Raw genomic sequence first — 23,859 nt, forward strand, 5'->3', positions numbered from 1 at the left:
ATGACGTGGTTTGGCCAGTACGGGTGATGGCGGCCGGGCTTGAATTGGTGGCCACGTCTCGCGCCAAAGCATTCCGGGAAAAGCGTGAGCCGGTTTCTGTTCGGAGTTGCGCGGGAACAGTAGTGGAACGCTTACACCAGTTCCACTTCGACGACACCCGGCACCGCGCGCATGGCCGACGCGACCTGCGGCGAGATGCGATAGCGGTTGGGGAGTTCGATCTCCACCTCGCCCTGGCCGGCTTCCTTGATCAGCACGAAGCTCACCTGACCCTCGCCCTTCACGGCAAGCTGGTTGGCAAGGATGTTGATGGGCTGAGCATCGCGCACGAAGATGCGCAGCGCCTTTTGGATGCGGCTTGCTTCGTCCTCCAGCGACTGCACCGTTTGGATGCGCAGATTGATGCCCTCCGGCCGGTCTTCGGCCGAGACGGTGATCACCACCGAACGGCCGGGCTCCAGCATGTCGCGATACTGCGCCAGGCCTTCGGAGAACAGCACCGCCTCGTACTGGCCGGTGGTGTCGGAAAACTGCACGACGCCCATCTTGTTGCCGGTGCGGGTCTTGCGCTCTTGCTTCGTGGTGACGGTGCCGGCGAGCCGGCCGGCCGCGGCGCCGCGTTTGACCGCGGCGGAGAATTCCGCCCAGTTCTGCACCCGCATCTTCTGCAGCGCGGCCTTGTATTCGTCGAGCGGGTGCGCCGAGAGATAGAAGCCGACCACCTGGAACTCGCGGTGCAGCCGGTCGGCGGCAAGCCATGGCTCGGCCGCCGGCAGGTTGAGCGCCTGCGATTGCGCGCCGAGCGAGGCGCCGAAAATATCCGTCTGGCCCGAGATGGCGTTCTGCTGCGCCAGCGATGCGAGCCCCATCATCCGCTCCACGCCGGCCATCATCACGGCGCGGTCGTGCCCGAAGCAGTCCAAGGCCCCCGCCATGATCAGGCTTTCGAAGACGCGCTTGCCGACGATCTTCGGATCCACGCGCTCGCAGAAATCGGCAAGGCTCTTGAACGGCCTCTCACCGCGCTTCTCGACAATGTGCTCGACCGCCGCGTCGCCGACGCCCTTGAGCGCCGCCAGCGAGTAGAAGATCTTGTTCTCGCCGACCTCGAACGGTCGGAAGCTGGTCATCACCGACGGCGCCACCACCTCGATGCCGAGGCGCAGCGCGTCCTGGCGGAAATCCGCCAGTTTGTCGGTGTTGCTCATGTCGAGCGTCATCGACGCCGCCAGGAACTCGACCGGATAGTGCGCCTTGAGGTAGGCGGTCTGGTAGGAAACGACCGCATAAGCCGCGGCGTGCGACTTGTTGAAGCCGTAGTCGGCGAATTTCGCCAGCAGATCGAAGATGAAATCGGCCTGCGCTTTGCCGACGCCGCGCTCGACGGCGCCGGTGACGAAGCGCTCGCGCTGCTTGTCCATCTCGGCGCGGATCTTCTTGCCCATGGCGCGGCGCAGAAGATCGGCTTCGCCGAGCGAATAGCCGGCAAGCTCCTGCGCGATCTGCATCACCTGTTCCTGGTAAACGATGACGCCTTGAGTTTCCTTCACAAGGTGGTCGATCTTGGGGTGGATCGAGGCCATCTCCTCCTCGCCATGCTTTCTGGCATTGTAGGTCGGGATGTTCTCCATCGGGCCTGGGCGATAGAGCGCGACCAGCGCGATGATGTCCTCGATGCAGTCCGGCCGCATGCCGATCAGCGCCTTGCGCATGCCCGCGCTTTCAACCTGGAACACGCCGACCACCTCGCCGCGCGACAGCATGGCGTAAGTCTCGGGGTCGTCGAGCGGGATGCGGGCAAGATCGATATCCACACCGCGCCGCCGGATCAGTTTCACCGCCGTTTCCAGCACCGTCAGCGTCTTCAGGCCGAGGAAGTCGAATTTTACCAGCCCGGCCTGCTCGACATATTTCATGTTGAACTGGGTGACCGGCATGTCCGAGCGCGGATCGCGGTACATCGGCACCAATTCCGACAACGGCCGGTCGCCGATGACGATGCCGGCGGCATGCGTCGAGGCATGGCGGTAGAGGCCCTCGAGCTTCTGCGCGGTGTCGAGCAGCGTCTGCACGATCGGCTCCTTTTCCGCCTCCTCGGCGAAGCGCGGCTCGTTGGCGATGGCGTCCGCCAGCTTGACCGGGTTGGCCGGGTTCTGCGGCACCATCTTGGAGAGCTTGTCGACCTGGCCATAGGGCATCTGCAGCACGCGGCCGACGTCGCGCAGCACGGCGCGCGCCTGAAGCGTACCAAAGGTGATGATCTGCCCGACCTGGTCGCGGCCGTATTTCTGCTGGACGTAGCGGATGACCTCCTCGCGCCGGTCCTGGCAAAAGTCGATGTCGAAGTCCGGCATCGAGACGCGGTCCGGGTTGAGGAAGCGCTCGAACAGCAGCGAGAAGCGCAGTGGGTCGATGTCGGTGATGGTGGTCGAATAGGCGACAAGCGAGCCGGCGCCCGAACCGCGCCCCGGTCCGACCGGGATGCCTTGCGCCTTCGCCCATTTGATGAAGTCGGCAACGATCAGGAAGTAGCCCGGGAACTTCATCTTCTCGATGATGCCGAGCTCGAATTCGAGCCGCTCGCGATATTGCTCGACCGTGTAGCCGGGCGTCGGTCCGTGCGCGGCAAGCCGCGCCTCCAGGCCCTCGCGCGCCTGGCGCGCGAGCTCGGCGGCTTCCGCCTTCTCGGCGGCGTCCTTGTCGGCGGAGTCGGCGCCGGTGAAACGCGGCAGGATCGGGCTGCGGTTCTTCGGATAATAGGAGCAGCGCATAGCGATCTCGACCGTGTTGTCGATCGCTTCCGGCAGGTCGGAGAACAGACGCGCCATCTCGGCCTGGCCGCGCAGGAAATTGTCGGGCGAAAGCCGCCGGCGATTGTCGGCGGCCACCACCGAGCCTTCGGCGATCGCAATCAGCGCGTCATGCGCCTCATAGTCTTCGCGCTTGGAGAAGAAGGCCTCGTTCGTCGCGACCAGCGGCAGTTCGTGGGTATAGGCAAGGTCGAGCGTCGACTTTTCGACCATGCGGTCATAGCCGGCGACCCGTTCCAACTCGACATAGAGACGGTCGCCGAAAAGCTCTTTGAGGAACAGCAGTCGCTGTTCGGCAAGGTCGCGGCGGTCCGCCTTCAGCGCGCTGCCGATCGGGCCGCGCGGGCCGCCGGTCAGGCATAGCAGGCCATCGCAATGGCTCTCCAGCATGGCGCTGGTCATGTGCACCGGCTCGCCGGGCGGCGTTTCCAGGTAAACCTTGCTGATCAGCCGGACCAGATTGGCATAGCCGGCCTCGCTGGCGGCGATCAGCACGATCGGCGACATCTCGGGACCGTGCCGGCGGCGGTCGCGTTGGGCGTCGCTCGTTTCGCCGGAAAAGACCAGGTCGACCTGGCAGCCGATGATCGGCTGGACGCCGTCCTTGACCGCTTTCTGGGCGAATTCGAGCGCGCCGAACAGATTGTTGGTGTCGGTCACTGCGATCGCCGGCGCTTCATCCTTGACCGCGTGGCCGACGATGGCGCCGAGCTGCAGGGCGCCCTCGAGCAGCGAATAGGCTGAATGCACGCGCAGATGGATGAACCTCCGCGCAGGCGTCTCCGGCTGCGTGGCCTTCACGACAGCTTCGCGCTGCAAAGGGTCGCGTGGAAGTCGTTCATCCGCCATGTTTTTTCGCGCTATCTCAAGGACTCATCCGTGCAGATGTATTGTCCCGGACGCCGCGATGCCAGTCCAGTACAATCGACCGCGAACCACAAGGTTGCGGCCTATGTCGCCCTGGCTCAGGCGAACTCCATGATCACCGCGTCGACCGCCAGGCTGTCACCCGGTTTGGCGTTTAGCTTCGCCACGGTGAGGTCGCGCTCCGCGCGCAGCACGTTCTCCATCTTCATCGCCTCGACCACGGCCAGCGTCTCGCCGGCCTTGACTTCTTGGCCCTCGGCGACGGCTATCGACACCACCAGTCCTGGCATCGGGCAAAGCAGCATTTTCGAGGTATCCGGCGGCAGCTTTTCCGGCATCAGCCTTTCCAGCTCCGCCGTCCGCGGCAGCATGGCTTGAGCCGTCACCGACATGCCCTTCCAGGCGATACAAAGGCCGTTCAGCACCGGCCGGACTTGCGCCGCGATCCGGCTGCCGCCGACCGTGCCGCGCCAGATCGCGTCCCCTGGCCGCCAGTCGGAAGCGACCGTCAGCGGCTCGCTGCCATCGATCGAGAGATCGATCTCCATCGGGATCGAGACCATGCCGTCCAGGATGCCGGCGCAAAGATAGTCCGCGCCGATCTTCACCACCCAGTCGCGCTTGAGATGGCCCGAATGCGGTGCCAACCGGCCGCTGAGCCGGTCGAGCCGGTCCCGCCGCAGCAGCTCGATTGCGGTGGCGATCGCGGCGAATACCGCCCTCTCCTCACCGTCCGGTTCGACCGGCGCGAAACCGTCCGGATACTCCTCGGCGATGAAGCCGGTGGAAAGCCGCCCCTCGCGCCAGCGCGGATGCTGCATCAACGCAGCGAGGAACGGAATGTTGTGCTCTATGCCGTCGACGACAAAACCGTCCAGTGCTTCGGACATGGCATCGATAGCCTCGAGCCGCGTCGGCGCCCAGGTGCAGAGCTTTGCCACCATCGGGTCGTAGAACATCGATATCTCGGCGCCTTCGGCAACGCCGGTGTCGTTGCGGATCACCACATCGCCGAACATGCCCTCTTGCGGCGGCCGGTAGCGCGTCAGCCGGCCGATCGAGGGCAGGAAATTGCGGAACGGGTCCTCGGCATAGAGACGGCTTTCCACCGCCCAGCCGTTCAGCTTCACCTCGTTTTGCCTGATGCCGAGCTTTTCGCCGGCGGCGATGCGGATCATCTGCTCGACCAGATCGATGCCGGTGACGAGCTCCGTCACCGGATGCTCGACCTGTAATCGCGTGTTCATTTCAAGGAAATAGAAGTTCCTGTCCTTGTCGACGATGAACTCGACCGTGCCGGCGCTCTGGTAATCGACGGCTTTCGCCAACGCCACAGCCTGCTCGCCCATGGCCTTGCGCGTCTTGGCGTCGAGGAACGGCGACGGCGCCTCCTCGACCACCTTCTGGTTGCGGCGCTGGATCGAGCATTCGCGCTCACCCAGATAGAGCGCATTGCCATGCGCGTCGGCCAGCACCTGGATCTCGATATGGCGCGGGTCAACGACGAATTTCTCGATGAAGACGCGGTCATCGCCGAAGGAGCTTTTCGCTTCCGAACGCGCGCGCTCGAAGCCGTCGCGCACTTCCGCGCTGCTCCAGGCGATGCGCATGCCCTTGCCGCCGCCGCCGGCCGAGGCCTTGATCATCACCGGATAGCCGATCTCGCCGGCAATCCTGTCGGCGTGGTCGGCATTTTCGATGACGCCCAGCCAGCCGGGCACGGTCGAAACCTTGGCCTGGCTGGCGAACTTCTTCGATTCGATCTTGTCGCCCATTGCGCGGATCGCCTTGGGCTTCGGTCCGATGAAGATGATGCCTTCCTTTTCCAGCGCTTCGCAGAAAGAGGCGCGTTCCGACAGGAAGCCATAACCCGGGTGCACCGCTTCGGCGCCGGTTTCCTTGCAGGCGGCGATGATCTTCTCAGGCACTAGATAGCTCTGCGCGGCCGGCGACGGGCCGATATGCACAGCCTCGTCGGCCATTTCGACATGCACGGCGTCGCGATCGGCTTCCGAATAAACCGCGACCGTGGCGATCCCCATCTTGCGCGCCGTCTTGATCACGCGGCAGGCGATCTCGCCGCGATTGGCGATCAGGATCTTCTTGAACATTCGGATGTCGTTCCTCCGGCGAAGCGGTCCAGTTCTATGGACAATCCCGACGCGCCTCAAGTGTCTCCAACCCCTGCCCTTCGGCACTCGATGCTTTTGCAGAAACGGCGTCGAAAAACGTCGCAACAGACGTTGGCCGCCACCTTCGAACCCGGTAAGGTGGTGGCGAGCGCAAGAAAATGGCAGGCGGTATTCGCCTCGCCGGGCAGGCTCGGCGGCCTGCCATAAAGCTGAGACTTTTAAGATTGCCTTGGGAGGAATGCCTCATGAAAACGCGTGCCGCAGTTGCCGTTGGTGCCGGAAAGCCGCTGGAGATCATGGAGGTAGACCTTGAGGGGCCGCGCGAGGGCGAGGTGCTGATCGAGGTCAAGGCGACCGGCATCTGCCACACCGACGAGTTCACGCTCTCGGGCGCCGATCCGGAAGGCATCTTTCCGGCGATCCTCGGCCATGAGGGCGCCGGCATCGTCGTCGATGTCGGCAAGGGCGTCACCTCGGTCAGGAAGGGCGACCATGTCATCCCGCTCTACACGCCCGAATGCCGGCAGTGCCCGTCCTGCCTGTCGCGCAAGACCAATCTGTGCACCGCCATCCGCGCCACGCAGGGCCAAGGCCTGATGCCCGACGGCACCTCGCGTTTTTCGGTCGGCGGCGAGAAGCTGTTCCACTATATGGGCTGCTCGACCTTCTCCAACTTCACCGTGCTGCCGGAGATCGCGGTCGCCAAGGTCAATCCCGACGCCCCCTTCGACAAGATCTGCTATATCGGCTGCGGCGTGACCACCGGCATCGGCGCCGTCATCAACACGGCCAAGGTCGAGCAGGGCGCCACCGCGGTCGTCTTCGGCCTCGGCGGCATTGGCCTCAACGTCATCCAGGGCCTTCGCCTGGCCGGCGCCGACATGATCATCGGCGTCGACTTGAACAACGACAAGAAGGCCTGGGGCGAGAAGTTCGGCATGACGCATTTTGTCAATCCGCAGGAGATCGACGGCGACATCGTGCCTTACCTAGTCAACCTGACCAAGCGCGGCGCCGACCAGATCGGCGGCGCCGACTACACCTTCGACTGCACCGGCAACACCAAGGTGATGCGCCAGGCGCTCGAGGCCTCGCATCGCGGCTGGGGCAAGTCGGTCATCATTGGCGTTGCCGGCGCCGGCCAGGAGATTGCGACGCGGCCCTTCCAACTGGTCACCGGCCGCACCTGGATGGGCACCGCCTTTGGCGGCGCGCGCGGCCGCACCGACGTGCCGAAGATCGTCGACTGGTACATGGAGGGCAAGATCCAGATCGATCCGATGATCACCCATACGCTGACGCTCGACGACATCAACAAGGGTTTTGACCTCATGCATGAGGGCAAGTCGATCCGCAGCGTCGTGGTTTACTGAAGCAATGCCGCATCGGTCGTGGGCTGGAGCCCGCAACCTTTGCGGCTCAACATGGGAGGAAGGACGAATGGCGGAAAAATTGCATCCGAAGATCGACAACGGGCTGCCGAAGGAAAGTGCTGCCTTTTCCGGCGGGACGCTGGTCTGTCTCTGCACCAGCAATCCGGTGAAGGTGAAGGTCAAGGGCCAGATCGCCCACAACCATGCCTGCGGCTGCACCAAATGCTGGAAGCCGGAGGGGGCGGTGTTCTCGGTCGTGGCCGTTGCCGGCACCGGCGACGTCACTGTCACTGAGAATGGCGACAAGCTGAAGGTGGTCGACCCGGCAGCGCTGATCCAGCGCCATGCCTGCACCAGCTGCGGCGTGCACATGTACGGCCCGGTCGAGCGCGACCATCCCTTCAAGGGTCTGTCCTTCATCCATCCCGAGCGTTTCGAGGAGGACGGCTGGTCGCCGCCCGGCTTTGCCGCCTTTGTCTCCTCCATCATCGAAGCCGGCGTCGACCCGAGCCGCATGGACGGCATCCGCGGCCAGCTGAAGTCGATCGGGCTCGAACCCTATGACTGCCTCAACCCCGCCCTGATGGACTACATCGCCACCTGGACGGCGAAGAAGTCGGGAGCCTTGGCGGCCTGACAATTGCGGGATTTCTGGTAAAGGGCCGGCCAACGCCGGCCCTTTGCACATTTGGAGAGACGATGCCAGCACCCATCATCTATGTCGATGCCGATGCCTGTCCGGTGAAGGCCGAGGTCGAGAAGGTGGCGGAGCGGCACGGCGTCGTGGTTACCTATGTCTCCAATGGCGGCCTGCGCCCGTCGCGCGATCCGATGATCCGCAATGTCGTCGTCTCCAAGGGCGCGGATGCCGCGGACGACTGGATCGTCGAGAACGCCAAACCCAACGATGTCGTGGTGACGGCCGATATCCCGCTTGCCGCGCGCACGGTGGCGCTCGGCGCGCATGTGCTGGGACCTACGGGCCGTCCCTTCACGCACGAGACCATCGGCATGGCGGTGGCGATGCGGGATTTGAAGCAGCATCTGCGCGAGACCGGCGAAAGCCGCGGCTTCAACGCCGCCTTCACGGCGAAGGACAGGTCAAACTTTCTCGGCGAGCTCGACCGCATCTTGCGGCGGGCGCTCAAATCCGCCACACCCGGCTGACCCGAAGCCCTTTGAGAACCGGCCATGGGCGACGACATATCCCTCAACACGCCGATCCACCGGCACGTGCAGTTCGCTTTGGCTGCGGCCATCGGCATTGTCGCGCTGCTTCTCGCCCTGATGCTGGGGGCGCCGCTGCCCTACTCCATCGGGGCCAACCTCTTCTTCGCCGCTTACACTCTTCTGGTGCTGGTCGCGATGCCGAGGCTCACCGGCCGTTACCTGAGCAAGAACGCGCGTGCCACGGACCTGCCGGTGCTGCTGATTTTTGCGGTCACGCTCCTGGTCGTCGGCCTCGCCATCGGCTCGCTGTTTCAGCTCATCAACCAAAAGGCTGCCGCGCATCCGCTGGAGGTTCTGTTCGCGATGCTGTCGATCCCGCTTGGCTGGTTCACAATCCATGCCATGGCGGCGCTGCATTATGCGCATGTCTACTGGATGGACGGCGACGAGATCGACGAGAAAACCAGGAAGAAGAATCCGGTCGGCGGCCTCGATTTTCCCGGCGGCAAACGCCCGGAAGGCTGGGATTTCCTGTATTTCGCGACCGTCATCGGCATGACTGCGCAAACCGCCGACACTGGGATAACGACCTCGCGCATGCGCCAGGTCGTGCTCGTCCATTCGATCCTGAGCTTTTTCTTTAACACGGTGATCGTCGCCGCCGCGGTCAATCTCGCGGTCAGCCTGGGCAGTCCATAATAAATCCGTGATCGGATGAAACAACGCTTGGGCCGGAGACGTATTGGGAGGAGAACAAGGCTCTGAGAGGCCGCAGACGAGCGAGCCGGGAGGACATCCAGATATGGAGACCGTCGCCAGAAGCGAACCCTCCACCGAGGTAGAAGCATCCACGCCGAAGGACCCGACGCTGATTTACCGGCAATCGGGCTGGACGCGCCTGACCCATTGGCTCTGGGCGTTCTCGCTGTTCTTCATGCTGCTTTCGGGCCTGCAGATCTTCAACGCGCGCCCGCAACTCTACATCGGCAAGGAATCGGGCTTCCAATACAACAATACGATCCTCGAGATCGGCGCCGAAAACACAGACGGCGGACCGCGCGGCTTTGCCAAAATCTTCGGGCATCGCTTCGACACCACCGGCGTGCTCGGCTGGTCCGGCCCTCCCGGACAGGAAACGCCGCGCGCCTTTCCGTCCTGGGCGACGATCCCGTCCTACTACGACCTCGGCACGGCCCGCGTCGTGCATTTCTTCTTCGCCTGGGTGCTGAGCGCAACCCTGCTCCTTTGGCTGATCGCGAGCCTGATCAACGGCCATATCCGCCGCGATCTTGCCCCTCGCCTGGATGACTTGCGCAAGCTGCCGCGCGACATCGTCGACCATGCGAGGCTGAAATTCCACCATGCGCGCGAATACAACACGCTGCAGAAAATGGCCTATGGCGGCGTGCTCTTCGTGCTGTTGCCGCTGATGATCATCACCGGGCTTGCGATGTCGCCGAGCATGAACTCGGTGCTTCCCTGGCTCAATGAAATCCTGGGCGGCCGGCAGACGGCTCGCACCATCCACTTCATTGTCATGGTGCTGCTCGTGCTCTTCTTCGTCGTCCATATGCTGATGATCGTGGCTGCCGGCCCGATCAACGAGCTGCGCTCGATCATCACCGGCTGGTACCGCACCGACCCGCCCGCAAAGCACGACCAGGCAACCGAGAGGAGCGCCTGACATGGCAAAATTCCAGATTAGCCGCCGGAAGTTCTTAACCTCCGCCAGCCTCGGTCTGTCAGGCATCGCGCTGTCGGGCTGCGATGCCTTCGACAGCGGTCTGGGCGTCGGCAGCGGGCTGCGCAGCTTCCTCGAAAACGCCAACGGGCTGACATACCGCGCACAGCGCCTGCTTGCCGGCCGGGACGCGCTGGCACCGGAATTCAGCGAGGCCGACATCCGCCAGCCGCAGCGGCCGAACGGCGTCACCGCGCCTGACGACGACACCTATAAGGTTCTTCTCGCCAACAATTTCGCCGACTGGCGCCTGGAGGTGACCGGCCTCGTCGAAAAACCACTGTCGCTCACCCGCGAGCAGTTGCAGAACATGCCGAGCCGCACCCAGATCACCCGCCACGACTGCGTTGAAGGCTGGAGCTGCATCGCCAAATGGACCGGCACACCTTTGTCGCTGGTGCTCGATCAGGCCATCGTCAAGCCGCAGGCGCGCTACGTCATGTTCCATTGCCTCGACACGATCGAGCAAAGCCTGTCTGGCGACATCAAATATTACGGCAGCATCGACCTGATCGATGCCCGCCATCCGCAAACGATCCTGGCCTACGGCTTGAACGGCAAGCCGCTGCCGGTCGAGAACGGCGCGCCGCTGCGGGTGCGGGTCGAGCGCCAGCTCGGCTACAAGATGCCGAAATATCTCTACAAGATCGAGCTGGTCGACGGCTTCGCCAATGTCGGCGGCGGTCGCGGCGGCTATTGGGAAGACAATGGCTACGACTGGTATGCCGGTATTTGATGGCGCTTCGCCTGCAGGCCGAGCACGATCTTGCGTCAGCCGAGTTCAACGCGATTGAGAAAAGCCTCACGGCGACAATCGGCCATTCCAACATCATCCTTTGCAAGACGATGGCCTCGGGCGACTAGGCCGCCTTGCTGGGCCGCCGTTCAGACCAGATCGGGTGTTGTCATCGGCGTCGGCTGCCGAGAGATATGTCGCTGGGAGGTGACAAGGTGTCGCCGACGGGCTATGGATGGCGCGTCGAGGGCTCAGGTGACTGAGTCCTACCTGTTTGCGGGAGAGAACAGCGCAAGCTGTCGCCGAAGGGGAAATCGCCCGAAATCTCTCAGGCAAAAGAACCGTGGACGGGAAAGACAACTCTGGAAAGTCGGGAATCTTCCCGCGCCGAAGGTGTAAGCGCTGCCGACAGAGTTACGGGGCGCGAGTCTCTCAGGCTTCAGACAGAGGGGCACGGACTGGACCGCCAATGGCGGTCGATTGCGTGCGACTCTGGAGAAGACATGACCGGCGAAGACACCAAACATCTACCCCTCGAGGATTTGCATAGCGCCGCGGGCGCGCGTTTCGGCGCTTTTGCCGGCTGGTCGATGCCGCTGACCTATCCGGCGGGCGTGATGAAGGAGCACCTCCACACGCGCGAGCATGCCGGCCTGTTCGACATCTCGCATATGAAGCTGTTCGAGGTCGGCGGCCCGGGCGCCGCCGCCCTACTCAACCGCGCCTGCCCGCTCGACGCCGGCGCGATGGAAATTGCCCAATCCAAATACACCTTCTTCCTCAACGAGGCCGCCGGCGTCATTGACGACTTGATCGTCACGCGTCTTGGCGATGGCCGATTCATGGTGGTGGCCAACGCCGGCAATGCGGCCGAGGACGAAAGGCATTTGCGTGCGTTGGCCGCGGATTTCGATGCCAAGGTCGAGCCGCTCGACCGCGTCTTCCTGGCGATCCAAGGCCCGGACGCCTGGGCGGCCCTTTCGCGAGCCGGTATCGAAACGGGCTCGCTGCTGTTCATGCATGGTGTCGAGCCCCGGCAACACTGGTTCATGAGCCGCTCCGGCTATACCGGCGAGGATGGATTCGAGATCGGGCTGCCGGAAGCGGATGCCCGCGATCTCGTCGGCAAGCTGCTGCAGGATGAGCGCGTGCAATGGATCGGCCTTGCCGCCCGCGACAGCCTGCGGCTCGAGGCCGGGCTCTGCCTGCATGGCCAGGATCTGACACCCGAGATCGATCCGGCGAGCGCCGCTTTGATGTGGGCGATCCCTAAGGAGCTCCGCGCTTCCGGTCACTTCATCGGCGCCGACGCGCTGCGCTCGATCCTCGAGCGTGGGCCGTCTCAGAAGCGCGTTGGCCTGAAGCCCGATGGTCGTCAGCCGGTGCGCGCCGGCGCCGCGCTTGTCGATGCCGATGGCAATGCGGCCGGTCACGTGACCTCGGGCGGCTTCGGGCCGTCGACGGGCCACCCGGTCGCCATGGGCTATGTCGACAATGCGCTGGCCAAGCCCGGCAACAGACTGTTCGCCGAAGTCCGCGGGACCAGGGTCCCGATCGACGTCACTTCGCTGCCCTTCACGCCACATCGCTACCGCAAAGGATGATATTCCGATGGCAAATACCTATTTCACCGAGGATCATGAATGGCTGCGCGTCGAAGGCGGCGTCGCCACCGTCGGCATCACCGACTATGCGCAGGAGCAGCTCGGCGATCTCGTCTTCGTCGAACTGCCGGAAATCGGCCGCAAGCTCGCGAAGGGCGACACTGCAGTAGTCGTCGAATCCGTCAAGGCGGCCTCTGACGTCTACGCGCCGGTCGACGGCGAGATCACCGAAGCCAACACAGCACTGTCGTCGGATCCTTCGTTGGTCAATTCGGCGGCGACCGGCGACGGCTGGCTCTGGAAGATGAAGCTTTCCAACGCAAGCCAACTCGACAGCCTCATGGACGAGGCCGCCTACAAAGCCCATATCGGCTGATACCAGGATCTTTGAAATGACCGCAGCACCCATTCCTTTCTCGGCCCGTCACATCGGCCCCAGCGTCAACGATGTCAGGGCAATGCTCGCCACCATCGGCGTTCCATCCGTCGAAACGCTGATCAGCCAGGCCGTGCCGAGATCGATCCGCCTCGACCTGCCGCTCAACCTGCCCACTCCGGCCAGCGAGGCCGAAGCACTGGCCGAATTGTCGGCGATGATGGCGAAGAACACGGTGCTGAAGAGCTTCATCGGCGCCGGTTATCACGGCGTTCATGTGCCGCCGGTCATCCAGCGCAACATGTTCGAGAACCCGGCCTGGTACACGGCCTACACGCCTTACCAAGCCGAGATCAGTCAGGGCCGGCTGGAGATGCTGTTCAATTTCCAGACCCTGGTTGCCGAGCTGACCGGCCTGCCGGTGGCGTCGGCATCGCTGCTCGACGAGGCCACCGCCGTTGCCGAAGCGGTCGGCATCGCACTGCGCCATCACCGCGACAAGCTCACCAAGGTGGCGCTTGCCGGCACGCCGCATCCGCAGACGCTCGATGTCGTGCGCACCCGCGCCGAACCGCTCGGCACCGAGGTCGACGGCGAGACCATCGACGACAACACCGCCGCCCTGCTCGTCTCCTGGCCGGACACTTTCGGCGTCTATGGCGACCACAAGGCGGCGATCGAGAAGGCCCGCGCCGCTGGCGCTCTGGTCGTCTTCATCGCCGACCCGCTCGCGCTTACGTTGACGGATGCGCCGGCCAAGCTCGGTGCCGACATCGCCGTCGGTCCGATGCAGCGCTTCGGCGTGCCGATGGGCTTTGGCGGCCCGCACGCAGCCTATTGCGCCGTCTCCGACAAGCTCACCCGTCTGATGCCCGGCCGCCTCGTCGGCCAGTCGACCGACAGCAAGGGCCGCCCAGGCTATCGCCTGGCGCTGCAGACGCGCGAGCAGCACATCCGCCGCGACAAGGCGACCTCCAATATCTGCACCGCGCAGGCGCTGCTCGCCAACATGGCGACGGCCTATGCGATCTGGCACGGTCCCGCCGGTTTGCAAGCGATCGCGGAGCGCGTCCACACTCTCGCCAACCGCCTTGCGGCGGGGCTGAAGACAGCGGGCGTGGCCGTTCTCGGAGCACATCGCTTCGACACTGTGACGGCGGAAGTGAAGGGCAAGGCAGCGGCATTAGCCGCCGCCGCCGAGAAGACTGGCCGGCTGCTGCGCGTCATCGATGCCGACCACGTCGGCATCGCCTTCGACGAGACCTCGACCGAAGCCGACCTCGAAGCGATCGCGGCGCTATTCGGCGCCAAGCCCGGCACGGTGGCAGCCGGCTCGATGCCCGGTAAGCGGCGCGGCAAGGAGTTCCTCACCCAGCCGGTTTTCCACGAGAACCACTCCGAGACCGAGATGATGCGCTTCCTGCGGCGGCTGGCCGACAAGGACCTCGCGCTGGACCGCGCCATGATCCCGCTCGGATCCTGCACCATGAAGCTCAACGCCGCCGCCGAGATGATGCCCGTGAGTTGGGTGAATGTCGCCAACCTGCATCCCTTCGCGCCGGCCAGCCATTCGGCCGGCTATCGGGCCATGGTCGGCGACCTGGAGGCCTGGCTGTCGGAGATCACCGGTTTCGACGCGGTCAGCCTGCAGCCCAATGCCGGCAGCCAGGGCGAATATGCCGGCCTGCTCGCCATCCGCGCCTATCACCGCGCGCGCGGCGAAGGCCACCGCACCGTGTGCCTTATCCCGTCCTCCGCGCATGGCACCAATCCGGCGAGCGCGGCGATGGCGGGAATGAGCGTCGTCGTCGTGCGCTGCGCCGAGGACGGCAGCATCGACATGGATGACATGCGGGCCAAGGCCAACGAGCATTCCAAGAACCTCGCGGCGCTGATGTTCACCTATCCCTCGACGCATGGCGTCTACGAGGAAGGCGCGCGCCATCTCTGCGCCCTCATCCACGAGCATGGCGGCCAGGTCTATTTCGACGGCGCCAACCTCAACGCCCTGGTCGGTCTCGCCCGCCCCGGCGATATCGGCGCCGACGTCTGCCACATGAACCTGCACAAGACCTTCTGCATCCCGCATGGCGGCGGTGGCCCGGGCGTCGGCCCGATCGGCGTCAGGGCGCATCTGAAACCCTATCTGCCGGGCCATGTCACGGAAGGTTCGGCGCATGCCGTCGCCGCCGCGCCCTTCGGCAGCGCTTCGATCCTGCCGATCACCTGGATGTATATCCGCATGATGGGCGGCTCCGGGCTGAAGCAGGCCACCGAGACGGCGATCGTTTCGGCCAACTATGTGGCGACGCGGCTCGCGCCGCATTTCCCCCTCCTCTACAAGGGCAGGAGCGATCGCATCGCCCATGAGTGCATTCTCGACACGCGCGTGCTCAAGGAGAGCGCCGGCATCAGCGTCGATGACATCGCCAAGCGCCTCATTGACTACGGCTTCCACGCCCCGACCATGTCGTTTCCGGTTGCCGGCACGCTGATGGTCGAGCCGACGGAATCCGAACCCAAGCGCGAACTCGACCGATTCTGCGAGGCGATGATTGCGATCGCCGGCGAGGCGGCGAAGGTGGCGAAGGGCGAATGGCCGCTCGACGACAACCCGCTGGTCAACGCCCCGCACACTGCCGCCGAGGCATTGGCAGGCGCATGGCCGCATCCATACTCGCGGATGGAAGCAGCCTACCCAGCGGGTGACGTCGATCTGGCAGCAAAATACTGGCCGCCGGTTTCGCGCATCGACAATGTCGCCGGCGACCGCAACCTGGTCTGCTCCTGCCCGCCGCTGTCGGAATATCTCGGCGCCGCAGAGTAGACGGTAGGGCAAGTTAGGCCGAGCGCAGGGCTGGCCCGCTATCGGGCTGGTCCTCCTGGCGTTGGGCGATCACGCGGTTTCGCCCGGCGCGCTTTGCGGCGTAGAGCGCGGCGTCCGCCTCAGCCAGCACCTCGTCCAGGGTCCGGCCATCGGGGGCGCCAAATCCCATGCCGCCGCTGACGCTGCTGCGCAACGGACCACGTTGAGTCGGAACGATTTCGGTGCCGAAAGCGACCCCGATCCTGCTTGCCATATCGTGCGCCTTTTCCGGCGTCATGCGCGATAGGACGAGCGCGAACTCCTCACCGCCTAGCCGGAAGGCATCGACCCCGGCCCTGCCATATTTCTTGATCACCGCCGCGAACCGGCAAAGCACCTGATCGCCGACGGGATGGCCGAAGACATCGTTGGTCGTCTTGAAATGGTCGAGGTCGAACATCGCGATCGCCATGAACGGACCGAAGCTGCGACCGCCGTAAAGCTCGCTGAGCGCCCTGCGGTTCATCAGGCCGGTGAGCGGATCGGTCATCGTCGCGGCCTTGAGCTCGATCTGCGCCTGCAGATGGTGCAACGAAAGCGTCAGCGCGCCGAGGCCGGTCATGCAGGCGACCGCGACGACGGAGTTCAACCGCTCCGCCCAGTTGTCGGGCGCGGCGCCGAGAACCCATTGCCCTTGCACCAGCAGCACCAGGCCGCACAGGCCGAAGGATATCCCGCAGGCGCCGCTGAGAAACGAAACGACGAGCAGTATCCGGCGGTCGTGATCGCCCTTGATCCAGAACATCGTTCCGATCGCGGCGGGCAGAGCCGTAACAGCCGCGTAAGTGATCTGGAAGCCGATGCCGTCGAAACCGAGATAGGTGAAAGCGGCGCAAGCGGCCATGGCTGCCAGCGTTGGCAAAATCGCGCGACGGTAGTCGCGAAAACCGAGATACTGCATGGCCGACAGGCAGATGACCAGAAAGCCGAGGCTAAGCATCGCGAGCACGATCTGGCAGAGCCATGGGTTGGCTTGCTTAGTATAGCGCCAGAACAGGACGACATGGGCAACGAGTACGAGTATGCCGCAGGCGACCGTAAGCACGAAACGCGCCCGCGGCGCGGTGAACCAGATCGCGAGCATGGTGACGCTGAGGCATGTGCCCGACAGCGCCGCCGCGAGCAGGAGCGAGCTGAAATCCAACATCTCTGAGGTTCTCGATGGGGAGTCTCGTTGCTTCCTCAATGTAGCCTGTAGACGCGTGGCGCAAACCGTTTTCGGCCGGTGTCCGCTGCTCGCTCGACAAAGGGTTTACAAAGCGTCGACATGTCCGCTGAAACTACGGCACGGTTCCGCGGCGGGACGAACCGGAAGCGGATCAGCTCTTGTCGAGCAGCGCCAGGTTTGCGTTGACCACGGTCTGGTCGGCGAGACCGGCCTTGGCTTCTAGCAGCAGGGCCCTTGCCTTCTTCTTGTTGCCGCGCAGGAGCTGCGAATAGCCCATATTGTTGACGATCTGCGGCTTGCGCCCGGCGACCCTCAGCAATTGCGCATAGGCGCGGTCGGCGAAGTCGAAGCGGCCGAGCTCGTCATAGGAGGCGGCAAGTCCCATCCAGGCTTCGGCATTGTCTGCCTTGAGCTCCACCGCTTTGCGGAAATGCTGTTCTGCGAGACCGAAATTCGCCTCCCGGAATTGCGCCTTGCCCTCCGTCAGGTCGGCGGCACTGATATCCTTGGCCGTCGCCTGGATTGCGGTGGTCTTGGTCGTGTCGACGCTGCTGTTCGTCGTGCAGCCGGTGATCATCAAGACGGCCGCCGATACCGCCGCTGCCGTGGAAAGTCTGTGACGCATGCCCTGCCCCGTCGCCCGATTTGCCGGGTCGTTCTTCAGCAAGGACCATACAGGAGAGCGATTAAGCTTCGGTGCCGAAATGCGCCTAAATTTCAGTTGCTTGCAAAGGATGCGTTAACCAGCACCGCCGGCCTCAGTGCGACGTCAGCCTTACGACGATCGGGATGATGGCGACCATCAGCACCACCGGCAGGATGCACACCGTCACCGGCACCGACATCTTGGCCGGCAAGGCATGTGCCTTCTCCTCGGCAAGCGACATGCGCTTGTGGCGCATTTCGTCGGAAAAGACACGCAGCGCTCCCGACAGGCTGGTGCCGAGCTCCTTGGACTGCTGCAGGAGCGTCGCGAAGGAGCGCACTTCGTCGAGGCTGAGGCGATCGGCGAGCGCCTTTAGTGCATCGTCGAGGCTGCGGCCGGCCCTCAACTCCAGCGACACCAGCTGCAGGTTTTGGCTGAGCGACGGATAGGTCCTGGCGAGTTCCTTCGAGACCCGCTCGATGCCGGCCTCCATGCTCATGCCCGCGTCGGAGCAGACGATCATCAAATCCATGAAGTCGGGAAAGCCATTGCGGTATTCGCGCATCTTTTCCCGCACCTTCTGCGTCAGCACCAGGCCGGGCAGGAAATAGCCGGCCGCTCCCGACAGGATGATGAAGGTCCAGCGGCTGGTCACGGTCGATTCGGCGCTGGCCGCCCAATGGTTGACCAGGAATGCCCCAAGCGCCATTCCGACCAGCGCGGCAAAACGGATCAGGAAGAACGTACCGACGGCGCGTGGCTCCATGTAACCGGCCTGGATGAGCTTCATGCGCAGTCGCGCGACATTCTCCGGATCGCTCTTGGCATAGAATTCCTGCGCCCGCCTCACCGCCTTCTCGCGCACGGCGTTCGCGTTTTTGCTGGGTGCCGGCTCGTGCTGCTCGATCGGCTGCGCCGCCTCGACCTTCAGCCGGCGCTTGACCTCGTTGCGGTCGCCCTGCGCGACGACCAGCGGCCAGGCCACCGCGCCGCCGCCCATCACCAGCAGCAGCACAGCCACCGGCATCAGCGATGTCGGCGCTAGCGAGGCAAGGAAGCGGATGACCTCGTCCATTTCAGAACCTGAAATTCGACATCTTGAACATGATGGCATTGCCGAGCAGGAGCCACAGGATCGAGCCGCCCAGCATGTACCAGGTCTTCGGTATCCCCCACACCTCGCGGTAGAATTGCGGCATCAGCACCATGATGGCGGTGAACAGAAGCACCGGCACGGCGGTCAGGATATAGGCCGACATGCGGCCTTCGGTCGAAATGGCGCGCACCTTGCGCCGCAGCTTGCCGCGCTCGCGGATAGTCGACGACAGGCCGTCGAGGATCTCGCGCAGATTGCCGCCGGAGCTGCTCTGGATCGAGACTGCGGTGACGAACAGCGGCAGGTCCTCATGGCCGACGCGATCGAACAGGTTGTTGAGCGCTGAAACCAGGTCCGAGCCATAAGTCACTTCGTCGGCCACGACGCCGAACTCGGTGCCGATCGGATCGGCCATCTCGCGCGCCACCATCGCGATCGCCACCGGCACCGGGTGGCCGGCCTTGAGGCCGCGCGTGATCAGCTCCAGCGCTTCCGGCAATTGCATGCCGAAGCGCTTAAGCCGGCGCTTGCGCAGAAAACGCATCGCCATAACCGGCAAGACCGGCACCAGCACAAGAAGCAGGACCAGCCCGAACAGCAAAGGCAGGCCGTACCAGACGGCGAAAAGCGCCAGAGTGAACGCTGTCCCCGACGTGATCGTGAGGAATTTGGGCATCGGCATGATCATGCCGGACTGCGTGCGCAAGGCGCGAAAGCGATCGAAAGAAAGGAGGGGCGTGCCCTCTTCCATGCCGCGCTCCTTGCGCAGCTGGATCAGCACCTGCTCCTGGCTGATCTTGTTCTCCGCCAGCTTCATGCGGCGATTGATCGCCGTGCGCTTGTCGCTGCGGCCGGCATAGAGCAGGTAGCAGCCTTCGGCGATCATGATGCCGGTGAGCGCCGCCGCCGCGTAGACGGCATAGATCGGGCTGAATCCCTCGAGCACCGGCTACTCCTGCGGCCGGCCGGGTTCGAAATACTTGCCCGGAAATTCAATGCCCATGTTGCGGAGGTCCTCGAGGAAGCGCGGTCGGATGCCCGTTGCCTCGAAATGGCCGACGATCTTGCCGTCCGCCTCCATGCCGGTGCGCACGAAGCGGAAGATCTCCTGCATCTGGATGACGTCGCCTTCCATGCCCGTCACCTCGGCGACGCTGGTCACCTTGCGCTTGCCGTCGGACAGGCGCGTCAGCTGCACGATGATGTCGATGGCGCTCGCAATCTGGCTGCGGATCGACTGCACCGTCATCGGCATGCCGGTCATGCCGAGCATTTGTTCGAGGCGCGATATTGCGTCGCGCGGCGTGTTGGCGTGGATGGTCGCCATGGACCCTTCATGGCCGGTGTTCATAGCCTGCAGCATGTCGAAGGCTTCCTCGCCACGGCACTCGCCAAGGATGACGCGGTCGGGCCGCATGCGCAGCGCGTTCTTGACCAGATCGCGCTGCTTCAGCTCGCCATGACCCTCGATGTTTGCCGGGCGCGTTTCCATGCGCGCGACATGCGGCTGCTGCAGCTGCAATTCGGCGGCGTCCTCGATGGTGATCAGGCGCTCGTCCTCGGGAATGAAGGCCGACAAGGCATTGAGCATCGTCGTCTTGCCGGTGCCGGTGCCGCCGGAGATGATCGTCGTCTTGCGCGCATGCACGGCCGCCGCCAGCACCTCGGCCATGTTCTGGGTGATGGCGCCGAACTCTACCAGTTTGTGCAGGCCGAGCTTGTTCTTGGAGAATTTGCGGATCGATACCAGCGGCCCGTCGACGCCGACCGGCCTGATCGCGGCGTTGAAACGCGATCCGTCGAGCATGCGGGCGTCGACCATCGGCTGCGATTCATCGACGCGGCGGCCGACGGCCGCGACGATTTTATTAATGATCCGAAGCAGATGCGCCTCGTCCTTGAACGGGATATGGACCTGCTGCAGCTTGCCTCGCTTTTCGACGAAGCAGTTCTGATGGCCGTTGATCAGGATATCGTTGATCTCCGGATCCTTGAGCAGCGGCTCCAGCGGGCCGAGGCCCACCATCTCGTCGACGATGTCGTCCACCAGCGCGTCCAGCTCGGCGGTGTTGATCGCCATTCGCTCCTGACGCGTCTTTTCCGAGACGAACTCATGCACCTGGCGGCGCATTTCGTCCTTGGGCAGCCGCTCCAGCGCGACGAGGTTGATTTCTTCGAGCAGCATACGGTGGATGCGCACGCGCGCGTCGAGCACCTTGTTGGCGCTCTTTGCGGGTGCTGCTTCCGGCTTCGGCGGCGCCGGCTTGCGGGTCGTCGGAATGACCACGGCGTGATGCGCAACGGGCGCGGGTTCGGGCGCCCGCAGCGGACGGACATCGCGATTCTGCAGGTTGGAGAAGCGGCTGCTCATCCTGCTTTCCTCTTCAAGAGGCCCTTGCCGAGGCCGAACAGCGACTTCGATTTTGCCGTCGTCGCCACCGCCTCCTCGGGCAGGATGATTTTCTTCAGGTCATTCACGACATTGGCGTTCGGATCGATGTCGTGCAGCGGCACGCCGCGGTCGACGGCCTCGCGCACCAGCCGGTAGTTGTTGGAGATACCGCCGACGAAGTGCTCGCCGAGGATATCCTGGACGTCGGCCTGCTTGATGCCGCTGTCGAACATCTTCTGCTCGAAACGGTTGACGATGACGTTCGGCTTCACTTCCTTGCCGGCCGTCTCGTAGATGGCCTGGATGAGACGCTGCGTGTGGCGCAGGCAAGGCACCGTCATCTCGGCCACGATATAGAGCTTGTTGGAGCCGAGCAGCACCGTCTCGGTCCACGGGAACCAGGTGCGCGGCATGTCGATGACGACATTGTCGAAATAGGCCGAGACGAGGTCGAGCATGCGCACCACGACATCGGTCTTGAACGAGCGCATTTCCGAAGGGCGCGTCGGCGCCGCCAGCACGCAGAGCCCGCTTGCATGCTTGGACAGCATGACGTCCAGCAGCTGCCGGTCGAGGCGTTCGGGCTGGTTCTCGATTTCGGTGATGTCGAAGCGCGGTTCGAGGTCGAGATATTCGGCGCAGGCGCCCTGCTGGAAATTGAGGTCGACCACGCAGGTCGAGGCGCCGCGCGTCACCGAATGATGCAGCTGGAAGGCGGTCTGCAGGGCAAGCGTGGTGGTGCCGACACCGCCGGCGGCCGGCATGAAGGTGTAGATTTGCGATTCGGTGTTTTCCTCCCGCCCCGGCCCCTGTAGCGCGCGAATGACGGAACGCACCAGATCGGCGGTGGTGATCGGCTTCACCAGGAAGTCGGCGACCTTGAGCTGCACCAGGATGCGCACCGCCGCCGCATTGAATTCCTGCGTGACGACGACCACCGGGACGCGGCCTTCGATTCGGCGCATGATGCGCTGCAGCGACTCGATCTCTTCGAGCTTGGCCGCGTCCATGTCGACAATGACGGCGCCGAAATCGGTCTCCTGGACCTCGCCGCGCAGTTCGTTGACGCTTTTCTCGACCGTCAAAAGCTCGATGACCTCGGATGCAGCGAAAGCCGTCCGCGTGTCCTGCGAAAACGCCCGGTCGGTCGAAACGAGCAGGATCTTCTTGGTCTTGGTGCCCGATGCCATGGTCGTCAGCCCATCAGTCTGCTGTCGTTGATACCGATGTCGTTGAAGCCGGCGCCGCGCCGGCCTTCGCACCCGCGGCAGTGGCCGTGGAGCTCGTGCTCGGAGCCGGCACCAGGAGCCTGGTGTTCTGGACGCCGTACTGCCAGGGATCGACCATCTGCATGGCCGTGTTGGACGCCTGGGCGTTGCCGGCAGCCGGCGTCACGCCTTCGGTGCGCACATAGTCGTCGCTGGTGCAGCCGGAGAGCGTGCCGGCGAGCAGCAGAGCTATGCAAGGAGCCAGACGCATGGCTTCAGTCCTTCGGCAGATCGAGGAAATGGCCCGACGTCGTGGCCGCCACCGGACGGGCCCCGCTGCCGTCGGCCAGCGCCAAGGGGCGCTTGAGAGCGGAAGCGTCGACTTCCTCGGTGTTGTTCAGGAAGTAGTCGGCATTGCTTGGCGGGCGCGTTCCGTCGGTGGGTTCGACCATCTTCTTCGACGGGTCGACCGGCTTGACCAGGTAGGGCGTGACGATGATCACCAGATCGGTCTCGCGCCGCTGATAGGATTTCGAGGAGAACAGCGGACCGAGAACCGGCAGCTTGCCGAGCCCCGGCAGGCGCGAGGTGGTGATGTCGTTCTGCGACTGCAGAAGCCCCGCGATCATGAAGCTCTGGCCGTTTTTCAAGTCGACCGACGTCTTGGCGCGACGCACGATGAAGGCAGGAATGGAAATGCCGCTGCTGACTTCGATCGACGCGGAGGGATCGATCGACGAAACTTCGGGCGCGATATCGAGGCTGACCAGTCCGCCCTTGAGGACGGTCGGCGTGAAATCCAGACCGACGCCGTATTTCTTGTAGCTGACGCTGATCTTGCCGTTGTCCTCGGACACCGGGATCGGGAACTCGCCGCCGGCAAGGAAGCTCGCGGTCTGGCCCGAGCGGGCGATCAGGTTCGGCTCGGCCAGTCGCCGGGCGAGACCGCGCTCTTCCAGCGCCTTGATGGCGATGTCGATCGAAACCCCGTTGGAAAGCAACCGGCCGATGATCTCGCCGGTCCCGGCGGTTGGCACGGTGCCCGGGTCGATGATGACGTCGCGACCGCCGACGCCGAAGGCAAAGTTGGCCCCGTATTTGGCGCCGAGATCCTGTCCCGCCTGCCGGTTGATCTCGACGAAACGGACATTGAGCTGAACCTGCTGCGAGGACGAGATGTTGACCGAGTTGATCACTTCCTCATTGCCGGAGAAGCGCGACGCGATCTTGCTCGCCTTGTCGGCCGCGACCGCGTCTTCCGCCTCGCCCGAAAGCACCACGCGGCCGTTGGCCGAACCGACCTTGATCTTGGCATCCGGCACGCTGGCGCGGATGGTGTTGGCGAGCTGATCTGTATCCAGCGTCACCTCGATGTCGATGGTGCCGACGAGCTGCTTGTTCTGGTCGAACAGCGCGATGCCGGTGGTGCCGAGATTGTTGCCCAGCACATAGAAGGACTTGTCGGTCAGCGGGTTGACGTTGGCGATCTCCGGATCGCCGATGACGATCTGATAGAAGGCGGCGTTCGTCATGATCGTCTTGGGCTTGCCCTTGGCGACTTTGATCGAGGCGTTCTTGGTCGCCGAGACGTATACGACGTCGTTGTTTGCCTGGGCCGGCACCCCAAAGGCCAGTATTCCGGCGGCTGCCAGAAAGGCGCCCGCCGCCATTGCA

Annotated in this window: 20 protein-coding genes and 1 riboswitch; of the genes, 10 read left to right on the plus strand and 10 right to left on the minus strand. The window is 64.0% G+C overall.

The window, feature by feature from the left end; all coding sequences use genetic code 11:
• Window positions 1-131: 131 nt before the first annotated feature.
• On the minus strand, window positions 132-3,659 hold the full coding sequence (dnaE, locus tag CK224_RS02645) for a DNA polymerase III subunit alpha (protein ID WP_095780687.1): 3,528 nt from the start codon (window positions 3,657-3,659) through the stop codon (window positions 132-134).
• Between the two features lie 116 nt (window positions 3,660-3,775).
• On the minus strand, window positions 3,776-5,788 hold the full coding sequence (locus tag CK224_RS02650; RefSeq protein WP_095780688.1) for an acetyl/propionyl/methylcrotonyl-CoA carboxylase subunit alpha: 2,013 nt from the start codon (window positions 5,786-5,788) through the stop codon (window positions 3,776-3,778).
• Window positions 5,789-6,054: 266 nt separating this feature from the next.
• On the opposite strand from CK224_RS02650, the gene CK224_RS02655 reads away from it, so the two are divergent.
• The 10 genes from CK224_RS02655 to gcvP all read left to right on the plus strand — a co-directional run bounded on the left by CK224_RS02655 (window position 6,055) and on the right by gcvP (window position 15,636).
• Entirely contained in the window at window positions 6,055-7,182 is a 1,128-nt protein-coding gene (locus CK224_RS02655) for an S-(hydroxymethyl)glutathione dehydrogenase/class III alcohol dehydrogenase (RefSeq protein WP_095779249.1), read from the plus strand.
• A 67-nt stretch (window positions 7,183-7,249) separates the two neighbouring features.
• Window positions 7,250-7,819, plus strand: a complete 570-nt coding sequence (gene gfa, locus CK224_RS02660; RefSeq protein ID WP_095779248.1) for an S-(hydroxymethyl)glutathione synthase — start codon at window positions 7,250-7,252, stop codon at window positions 7,817-7,819.
• A gap of 62 nt (window positions 7,820-7,881) precedes the next feature.
• A complete protein-coding gene (locus CK224_RS02665; RefSeq protein WP_095779247.1) occupies window positions 7,882-8,349 on the plus strand; it encodes a YaiI/YqxD family protein in 468 nt (155 codons plus the stop codon).
• A gap of 24 nt (window positions 8,350-8,373) precedes the next feature.
• Window positions 8,374-9,051, plus strand: a complete 678-nt coding sequence (locus tag CK224_RS02670) for a DUF1345 domain-containing protein (RefSeq protein WP_095779246.1) — start codon at window positions 8,374-8,376, stop codon at window positions 9,049-9,051.
• 103 nt (window positions 9,052-9,154) lie between these two features.
• Entirely contained in the window at window positions 9,155-10,036 is an 882-nt protein-coding gene (locus CK224_RS02675) for a cytochrome b/b6 domain-containing protein (protein WP_095780689.1), read from the plus strand.
• Between the two features lies 1 nt (window position 10,037).
• Window positions 10,038-10,829, plus strand: a complete 792-nt coding sequence (locus tag CK224_RS02680) for a molybdopterin-binding protein (protein ID WP_095780690.1) — start codon at window positions 10,038-10,040, stop codon at window positions 10,827-10,829.
• A complete protein-coding gene (locus tag CK224_RS32240) occupies window positions 10,829-10,957 on the plus strand; it encodes a hypothetical protein (RefSeq protein ID WP_259979720.1) in 129 nt (42 codons plus the stop codon). The genes CK224_RS02680 and CK224_RS32240 overlap by 1 nt, the downstream gene beginning before the upstream one ends.
• Before the next feature lie 139 nt (window positions 10,958-11,096).
• Window positions 11,097-11,183, plus strand: a riboswitch (glycine riboswitch).
• Window positions 11,184-11,332: 149 nt separating this feature from the next.
• Window positions 11,333-12,433, plus strand: coding sequence for a glycine cleavage system aminomethyltransferase GcvT (gene gcvT / locus CK224_RS02685; protein ID WP_095780691.1), 1,101 nt, complete (start codon window positions 11,333-11,335; stop codon window positions 12,431-12,433).
• Between the two features lie 7 nt (window positions 12,434-12,440).
• On the plus strand, window positions 12,441-12,809 hold the full coding sequence (gcvH, locus tag CK224_RS02690) for a glycine cleavage system protein GcvH (protein WP_067000208.1): 369 nt from the start codon (window positions 12,441-12,443) through the stop codon (window positions 12,807-12,809).
• A gap of 16 nt (window positions 12,810-12,825) precedes the next feature.
• On the plus strand, window positions 12,826-15,636 hold the full coding sequence (gene gcvP, locus CK224_RS02695; protein ID WP_095780692.1) for an aminomethyl-transferring glycine dehydrogenase: 2,811 nt from the start codon (window positions 12,826-12,828) through the stop codon (window positions 15,634-15,636).
• 13 nt (window positions 15,637-15,649) lie between these two features.
• On the opposite strand, the gene CK224_RS02700 is transcribed toward gcvP, so the two are convergent.
• The 8 genes from CK224_RS02700 to CK224_RS02735 form a co-directional block, all read right to left on the minus strand.
• Entirely contained in the window at window positions 15,650-16,822 is a 1,173-nt protein-coding gene (locus CK224_RS02700) for a GGDEF domain-containing protein (RefSeq protein ID WP_095780693.1), read from the minus strand.
• Window positions 16,823-16,994: 172 nt separating this feature from the next.
• Window positions 16,995-17,468 carry a hypothetical protein gene (locus tag CK224_RS02705; RefSeq protein WP_095780694.1) on the minus strand — a complete coding sequence of 158 codons (474 nt, stop codon included), beginning with the start codon at window positions 17,466-17,468 and terminating at the stop codon, window positions 16,995-16,997.
• 133 nt (window positions 17,469-17,601) lie between these two features.
• Window positions 17,602-18,564, minus strand: coding sequence for a type II secretion system F family protein (locus CK224_RS02710; RefSeq protein ID WP_095780695.1), 963 nt, complete (start codon window positions 18,562-18,564; stop codon window positions 17,602-17,604).
• A gap of 1 nt (window position 18,565) precedes the next feature.
• Entirely contained in the window at window positions 18,566-19,531 is a 966-nt protein-coding gene (locus CK224_RS02715) for a type II secretion system F family protein (RefSeq protein WP_095780696.1), read from the minus strand.
• 3 nt (window positions 19,532-19,534) lie between these two features.
• Window positions 19,535-20,956 carry a CpaF family protein gene (locus CK224_RS02720; RefSeq protein ID WP_067000192.1) on the minus strand — a complete coding sequence of 474 codons (1,422 nt, stop codon included), beginning with the start codon at window positions 20,954-20,956 and terminating at the stop codon, window positions 19,535-19,537.
• On the minus strand, window positions 20,953-22,167 hold the full coding sequence (locus CK224_RS02725) for a response regulator/pilus assembly protein (protein WP_095780697.1): 1,215 nt from the start codon (window positions 22,165-22,167) through the stop codon (window positions 20,953-20,955). The genes CK224_RS02720 and CK224_RS02725 overlap by 4 nt, the downstream gene beginning before the upstream one ends.
• 13 nt (window positions 22,168-22,180) lie before the next feature.
• The gene (locus CK224_RS02730; RefSeq protein WP_245425708.1) at window positions 22,181-22,456 is read right to left on the minus strand and encodes a hypothetical protein; all 276 of its coding nucleotides are present in this window, start codon (window positions 22,454-22,456) and stop codon (window positions 22,181-22,183) included.
• A gap of 4 nt (window positions 22,457-22,460) precedes the next feature.
• Window positions 22,461-23,855, minus strand: coding sequence for a type II and III secretion system protein family protein (locus CK224_RS02735; RefSeq protein ID WP_245425717.1), 1,395 nt, complete (start codon window positions 23,853-23,855; stop codon window positions 22,461-22,463).
• Between the last annotated feature and the right edge of the window lie 4 nt (window positions 23,856-23,859).

Source organism: Mesorhizobium sp. WSM3862, from assembly GCF_002294985.1.
GTDB lineage: Bacteria > Pseudomonadota > Alphaproteobacteria > Rhizobiales > Rhizobiaceae > Mesorhizobium.